Source organism: Mesorhizobium sp. WSM4847 (assembly GCF_055811335.1).
Genome location: NZ_JBVVPY010000057.1, coordinates 1 through 5,975 on the forward strand (window position 1 = coordinate 1; position 5,975 = coordinate 5,975).

The 5,975-nt window shown below is 63.3% G+C and carries 6 protein-coding genes and 1 riboswitch; of the genes, 4 read left to right on the forward strand and 2 right to left on the reverse strand.

All coding sequences use genetic code 11. The annotated features are described in order from the left end of the window. A partial coding sequence (locus AC0L28_RS34135) for a co-chaperone GroES (RefSeq protein WP_133254887.1) occupies window positions 1–215 on the reverse strand: 215 nt, incomplete at its 3' end. Window positions 216–465: 250 nt separating this feature from the next. Here AC0L28_RS34135 and AC0L28_RS34140 point away from each other — a divergent pair. Beyond that, window positions 466–1,401 carry a bifunctional helix-turn-helix transcriptional regulator/GNAT family N-acetyltransferase gene (locus AC0L28_RS34140; RefSeq protein ID WP_023802243.1) on the forward strand — a complete coding sequence of 312 codons (936 nt, stop codon included), beginning with the start codon at window positions 466–468 and terminating at the stop codon, window positions 1,399–1,401. Between the two features lie 99 nt (window positions 1,402–1,500). On the opposite strand, the gene AC0L28_RS34145 is transcribed toward AC0L28_RS34140, so the two are convergent. Beyond that, window positions 1,501–2,331: an AraC family transcriptional regulator gene (locus AC0L28_RS34145; RefSeq protein ID WP_023802244.1), complete on the reverse strand. Its 831-nt coding sequence runs from the start codon at window positions 2,329–2,331 to the stop codon at window positions 1,501–1,503. A 265-nt stretch (window positions 2,332–2,596) separates the two neighbouring features. Next, a riboswitch (cobalamin riboswitch) is annotated at window positions 2,597–2,802 on the forward strand. An 87-nt stretch (window positions 2,803–2,889) separates the two neighbouring features. On the opposite strand from AC0L28_RS34145, the gene AC0L28_RS34150 reads away from it, so the two are divergent. The 3 genes from AC0L28_RS34150 to AC0L28_RS34160 are packed head-to-tail and all read left to right on the forward strand — an operon-like array spanning window position 2,890 to window position 5,677. After that, on the forward strand, window positions 2,890–3,702 hold the full coding sequence (locus AC0L28_RS34150) for an ABC transporter ATP-binding protein (RefSeq protein ID WP_023802245.1): 813 nt from the start codon (window positions 2,890–2,892) through the stop codon (window positions 3,700–3,702). Then, the gene (locus AC0L28_RS34155; RefSeq protein ID WP_473482856.1) at window positions 3,699–4,646 is read left to right on the forward strand and encodes an ABC transporter substrate-binding protein; all 948 of its coding nucleotides are present in this window, start codon (window positions 3,699–3,701) and stop codon (window positions 4,644–4,646) included. The genes AC0L28_RS34150 and AC0L28_RS34155 overlap by 4 nt, the downstream gene beginning before the upstream one ends. A gap of 29 nt (window positions 4,647–4,675) precedes the next feature. Continuing rightward, window positions 4,676–5,677, forward strand: a complete 1,002-nt coding sequence (locus AC0L28_RS34160) for a FecCD family ABC transporter permease (RefSeq protein WP_473482858.1) — start codon at window positions 4,676–4,678, stop codon at window positions 5,675–5,677. The last annotated feature ends 298 nt before the right edge of the window (window positions 5,678–5,975 follow it).

The following is a 5,975-nucleotide window of genomic DNA, read 5'->3' on the forward strand; positions in this document are numbered from 1 at the left end:
TTGCCGAACAGGATGCGATCGCCGGCCTTGACGTCCAGCGGGACGAGCTTGCCGGCTTCGTCGCGGGCGCCGGAACCAACGGCGATGATCTCGCCTTCCTGCGGCTTTTCCTTCGCCGTGTCGGGGATGATGATCCCGCCGGCAGTCTTGGATTCGGATTCAACCCGGCGTACGACCACGCGGTCATGAAGCGGGCGGAACTTCGACTTTGCCATTTTTTATTCCTCGGTGAGAATGGTGAGAATAGTTCCTCCGTCCGGCGGCGCCGGACAAACCTATAAGCCCGGCGGCGCCGGACCTACGCTTAGCACTCACCAATGGCGAGTGCTAACGTGGCGGTGAGATAAGCCGGTGGCTGGCGAGAGTCAAGGCGTTGAGTGAGCTGATCGACAGCCGCAGCCTGCTTCGAACTGATACTTGACTAAGTCAACTAAGTGGTTGATCTTGTGCTGGCAGGAGGATGCCATGACGATTCATCATCAACCCGGCAGGGAGCGGATCGATGCGGTGCGGGGCTTCAACCGCTTCTACACCCGCCAGATCGGGCTGCTCGATGAAGGGCTGCTGAAAAGCGCCTTCTCGCTGACCGAGGCTCGGGTGCTCTATGAACTGGCGCATCGCGATGGCCTGACCGCCACCGATCTTGCGCGCGATCTCGGGCTCGACCCCGGCTATCTCAGCCGGTTGCTGAAAAAATTCGAGGAGCGTGGTCTGGTCGAGCGCGTGGCGACGCAAGCCGATGCTAGGCGCTCGTCGATTGCGCTGACGCCGGCGGGAAGAGCGGCGTTCGCGCCGCTGAACCAGGGTTCGCACGATCAGGTCGCGGCCCTGCTCGACCGGCTTTCCGCACCGGAACAGGACAGGCTGGTCAAGGCGATGCAGACGGTGCAGCGCCTGCTGGGCGAGAGTGCAGAGCCCAGGGTCCCTTACATGCTGCGGTCTTTGCAGGTCGGCGACATCGGCTGGATCATCCATCGCCAGGGCCTGCTCTACGCGCAGGAATATGGCTGGGACGAAACTTATGAGGCGCTGGTCGCCGAAATCCTCGGCGCCTTCGTCAAATCCTACGATCCGAAATGGGAACGCAGCTGGATCGCCGAGCGGGAAGGGGAAGCCGTCGGCTCGGTCTTTCTCGTGCGCCAGTCGGACGCGGTGGCGAAGCTGCGCCTGCTCTATGTCGAACCCTCGGCGCGCGGTCTCGGCATCGGCAGGCGGCTGGTCGAGGAATGCATCGGCTTTGCCCGTGCCAAGGGCTACAAGAAATTGACGCTGTGGACCAACGACGTGCTCACCTCAGCGCGTCGCATCTACGAGGCGTCCGGGTTCAAGCTGGCCAATCAGGAACGCCACCACGCCTTCGGCAAGGATCTGGTCGGCCAGAACTGGAATTTGGACTTGTAGCGTCTTTCCCCTCTCCCCTTGTGGGACAAGGGGAGAAGGCAAGATAAGGCGGATCGCCTCGACACTAGTCTCCAACACAAGTTGAAAACTGGCCGTTCCTCACCCGACCGGTATCCAGATTTCCAGCCCGCCATTGCCGCTGCGCGGATCGAATTCGGGGCCGTAGCGCTCGAATTCGGGCGCGTCGGCAATCTTGTGCCCGGAGGCCGGCAGCCATTTGTTCCAGATCGTGTTGACCGTGCGGCGGATGGTCGAGATGTGGTCACGATGGGCGAACACGGCGTATTTCTGCGCCGGCACGCGTACGCGCGAAAACCCCTTCGGCAGGTCCGAAAAATCGGACACCTCGACGCCGGCGATATAGTCGAAATTGCCTGCATCGTCGCCGTTGACGCAGACGCCATAGGCGATGTCGCCGACCTCGCCTGGAATGTTGCCGACATAGGGGCCGAACCGCTGCCACTGCATCGGAATGCCGGCGCTGGTTTCGCAGCTGTAGCGCTCGCCGAGACCGGCGATGAGGAACGGCCGGCTGGTTTCGAAACGCGGCGGCTCGAGATTGGCGAGGAAGGACTGGTCCATCAGGATCGGCTCCACGAGATCGAGGTTTTTGAGCGAGCCTTGCGCGCGCACCAGTTCCGGCGTGGTGCCGAACTGGTCGCGGAAGGCACGGGTGAAAGCCTCATGCGAGGCATAGCCGGCGTCGAGCGCGACCGAGAGGATGTCCGGTGCGCCGGCGGCGAGCCTGCGCGCCGCCTCGGTCAGCCGGCGAGAACGCAGGTAGCCCATCACCGAACGTCCGGTCGCCGCACCGAAAGCCCGCGTCACGTGAAAGCGCGACACGCCGCTGCTGTTGGCGACATCGTCGAGCGAGATGGCCTCCGGCAGATGGCTTTCGACGAACCACAGCGCTTTCTCGGTCGGGTTCATATGGCTCCTTGCTGTGGGACTGCGCATTGGCCAGGTCATGGTATCGCTTCCTGGTGGAGGCAGTTTGATCGAAATTGCGCACCGCGCAATGCGACGGTGGTCGGCAAGTCCAAGGCGTTGGGCGAAGGGCTTGACGGGAGCAGGCGTTGTCTTTTAAGTAGTAACGTTATTACATTACGAGATTCGGTATGCTCGTTCTGACAAGACCATTGCTCGCGGGGCACTCCGAACCCCGGAAACTTATTGCGCTGGGATTGGCGGAAAACTAGGGGGGCTGACTGATGGTCCCCAAGCCGAAAGGCGAGGGGTGAAAAGGGAACACGGTGAGATCTTCGGATCGAGGCCGTGGCTGCCCCCCGCAACTGTAAGCGGCGAGCAAAATCCGAAAATGCCACTGGCCGGCAAGGCTGGGAAGGCAGGATGGCGCAAGGACCCGCGAGCCAGGAGACCTGCCATCGCACGAGTTGACCGGACGGGGTGTGCCGGGAGGAGACGTGGACATCGGTCTTGTCGGCCGGTCCAGCTTCCTTCCGTCGCCATTGAGAAAGTGACGGTAAGTTGGACGCCTGCCAGCCTCTTCTTGAAGCGCGTGAACTGAGCGCCACGGCGAATGGCCAGCGCCTGGTCAGTGCGGTCAGCCTTTCGGTCGCGGCGGGAGACCGCCTCGCCATCATCGGTCCCAACGGCGCCGGCAAGACGACGCTGCTGCGCATGCTATGCGGCACGCTGCGTCCGAGCGCGGGAGATGTGAGATTTTCCGGACGCCGGCTGGAGACGTTTCCGGCCGCCGAGCGGGCGCTGCACATGGCGGTCGTCGGCCAGACCGATCAGCCCGATCCGCGGCTTGCCGTGATCGACTACGTCGGACTTGGGCGGGTCCCGCATGCCTGCTGGCGACGCAGGAGCGAGCAACGCGACGTCGTCGTCGAAGCGCTTCGCAGAACCGGCCTGCTGCCGCTGCTCGGCCGCACGATCGGCTCGCTGTCGGGTGGTGAGCGGCAACGCGCCCAGCTGGCGCGCGCCATCGCCCAGGAGCCGAAAATCCTGTTCCTCGATGAACCGACCAATCATCTCGATCCGCGCGCCCGCAGCGAACTTCTCGAACTCGTATCGCAGCTTGGCATGACCGTCGTGGCGGTGCTGCATGATCTGTCGCTGGTCACGCCATTTGCCACCAGGGTCGCGGTGATGAACGAGGCCCGCCTGCAGGCACTCGCCCGTCCGCGCGAGGCGCTGACCAAGCAGTTGATTCGCGAGATTTTCGGCGTCGAGGTGCTTCGGCTGCGCCATCCGACCGAAGACCGCGAACTCACGGTGTTCGAAGTCCCGAACCGTGCCTCTTCTGATCCAACCAAGGAGCAACATCCGTGAAACGCCTCGCACTGTCTTTTGCCTCTATGCTGCTTGCCCAGACCGCCTTCGCTTTCCCGGTAACAGTCGACAGCTGCGGCACGCCGCTGACGTTCGACGCCGCGCCGAAGCGCGCCGTCATCCAGGATATGAACATGGCCGAGATGGCCTTCGCTCTGGGGCTGCAACCGTCGATCGTCGGCCTGACCGGCATCACCGGATGGTACAAGGTCGGTCCGGAATTCAAGGCCGAGCAGGGCGCGATCCCGGAACTTGCGCCGAAATATCCGACGCTCGAAAACCTGGTCGCGGTCGAGCCCGATTTCTTCTTCGCCGGCTGGTATTACGGCATGAAGCCGGGCGGCGACGTAACGCCAGATACGCTGGCGCCGCACGGCGTCAAGACGCTGGTGCTGACGGAAAGCTGCGTCCATCTCGACAACAACCGCCCCGCCGCCTCGATGGACCTGCTCTACGGCGACATCGAAAAGCTGGGCAGGATTTTCGGCAAGCAAGCCAAGGCGGAAAAACTCGTTTCAGGCTGGAAAGCGCAACTCGCCGATATCACGGCAAAGGTCGGCGACCGCGAGCGGACGCGGGTGTTTCTCTACGACTCCGGCGAAGACAAACCCTTCACATCAGGCAAGTTCGCGATCCCCAGCGCCATGATCGCCGCTGCCGGCGGCGACAACATCATGGCCGACATGCAGACGAGCTGGGGCAACACGGACTGGGAAACGGTCGCTTCCCGCAATCCGCAGTTCCTGATCCTGCTCGACTACCAGGACGGCGGCGGTTACAGGAAACTGCTCGACTTCCTCAAAGTCCATCCGGCAATGAAGGAGACCGATGCGGTCAGGAACGAGCGCTTCGTCGCGCTGCGCTATGCCGAGCTGACGCCCGGACCTGCTAACATCGAGGCGATCGGCAAGATCGCCAGCGCGATACACCCGGAAGCCTTCTGAGCTTGCGCCACAGGGCATTCGAAATGGCCATGGCAGCAGGAGCGGCAGCAATCGCCGCGCTTGCTCTGCTGTCGATCGCCTATGGATCGACGGTCATAGCGTTGAGCGACGTGATTGCTGCGCTCGGACATGCGGCCGGGCTGGACGGAGACCTCGTGCCCGGCTCGCTCGGCAATATCCCGGTTGCCAAGATTGTCGTCGATCTCAGGCTGCCGCGCACCATCATGGCGATCTGTGTCGGCGCCGGGCTGGGCGTCATCGGCGCGCTGCTGCAGACGGTAACCCGAAACGACATCGCCGATCTGTTCCTGTTCGGCCTGTCCTCCGGTGCCGCGGCCGGCGCTGTTTCCGTCATCACCATTTTTGGCGACCGTTTCGGCATCTGGACGTTGCCGGTTGCCGCCTTCACCGGCGGCATATTGGCCGCCGGCATCGTGCTTTTGCTGGTTTCGCGGGTGAGGGGGCAAGGCCCCGAACGGCTGATACTGGCCGGGCTTGCCGTCTCGTTCATGTTCGCCGCCCTGACCAACTATCTCGTCTTCGCCGGAGACCAGCGCGCCGCTCACTCGGTATTGTTCTGGACGATGGGCGGGCTCGGCCTGGCGCGATGGGACAATGTCGGGCTGGCTGCTCTTGGCGCGGGCACCATTCTTGCCTATGGCCTGTGGAACCATCGCAAGCTCGACGCCTTCCTGGCCGGCGAGAATGCTGCCGAAAGCCTCGGCGTGCCGGTTGTGCGGATGCGCAGGACGGCGTTTCTCGTCGCTGCCTTCTCGACGGCGATCCTGGTCTCGGTCGCAGGTGTCATCGGTTTCGTCGGGCTGATGATCCCGCATCTGTCCCGGCCCTTGGCCGGCCCGTTGCATCTGCGCCTGATTGCAAGCTGCGCCCTCTTCGGAGCGGTGCTGCTGCTGGCAAGCGACCTTCTGGCGCGCACGCTGCTGCCGCCGCAGGAACTGCCGATCGGCATCATCACCAGTTCGGTCGGCGCTTTCTTCGTGGTCACCATGCTCATTCGGAACCGTTCATGATGGGCTGCCATGCACACTTGCCGGCTTCTGGCACAATGCCGAGTCTTTGGACTGACTTCTGGGACCGGCGCAGCGCGCCGAACCGCCTGTCGAGATTTTCACCGGCAGGATCGGCCATCATGTGCGATGGGCCTGCACGAGATTGGCTCCCCCTTCTCCCCTTGTGGGAGAAGGTGGCCGCGAAGCGGCCGGATGAGGGGTGCTCCAGCTTGGAACCGACAGCACTCCGGCCAGCACCCCTTGTGTCTCTAGAATCATGCATGATCGGGTTGGCGGGTGACCCGGGTCATGACCGGAT

Bases quoted from the DNA above. Each gene is read 5' to 3' on its own strand.
- AC0L28_RS34140 (WP_023802243.1), top strand. From the start codon at position 466: ATGACGATTCATCATCAACCCGGCAGGGAGCGGATCGATGCGGTGCGG.
- AC0L28_RS34145 (WP_023802244.1), bottom strand. From the start codon at position 2,331: ATGAACCCGACCGAGAAAGCGCTGTGGTTCGTCGAAAGCCATCTGCCG.
- AC0L28_RS34160 (WP_473482858.1), top strand. From the start codon at position 4,676: ATGGCAGCAGGAGCGGCAGCAATCGCCGCGCTTGCTCTGCTGTCGATC.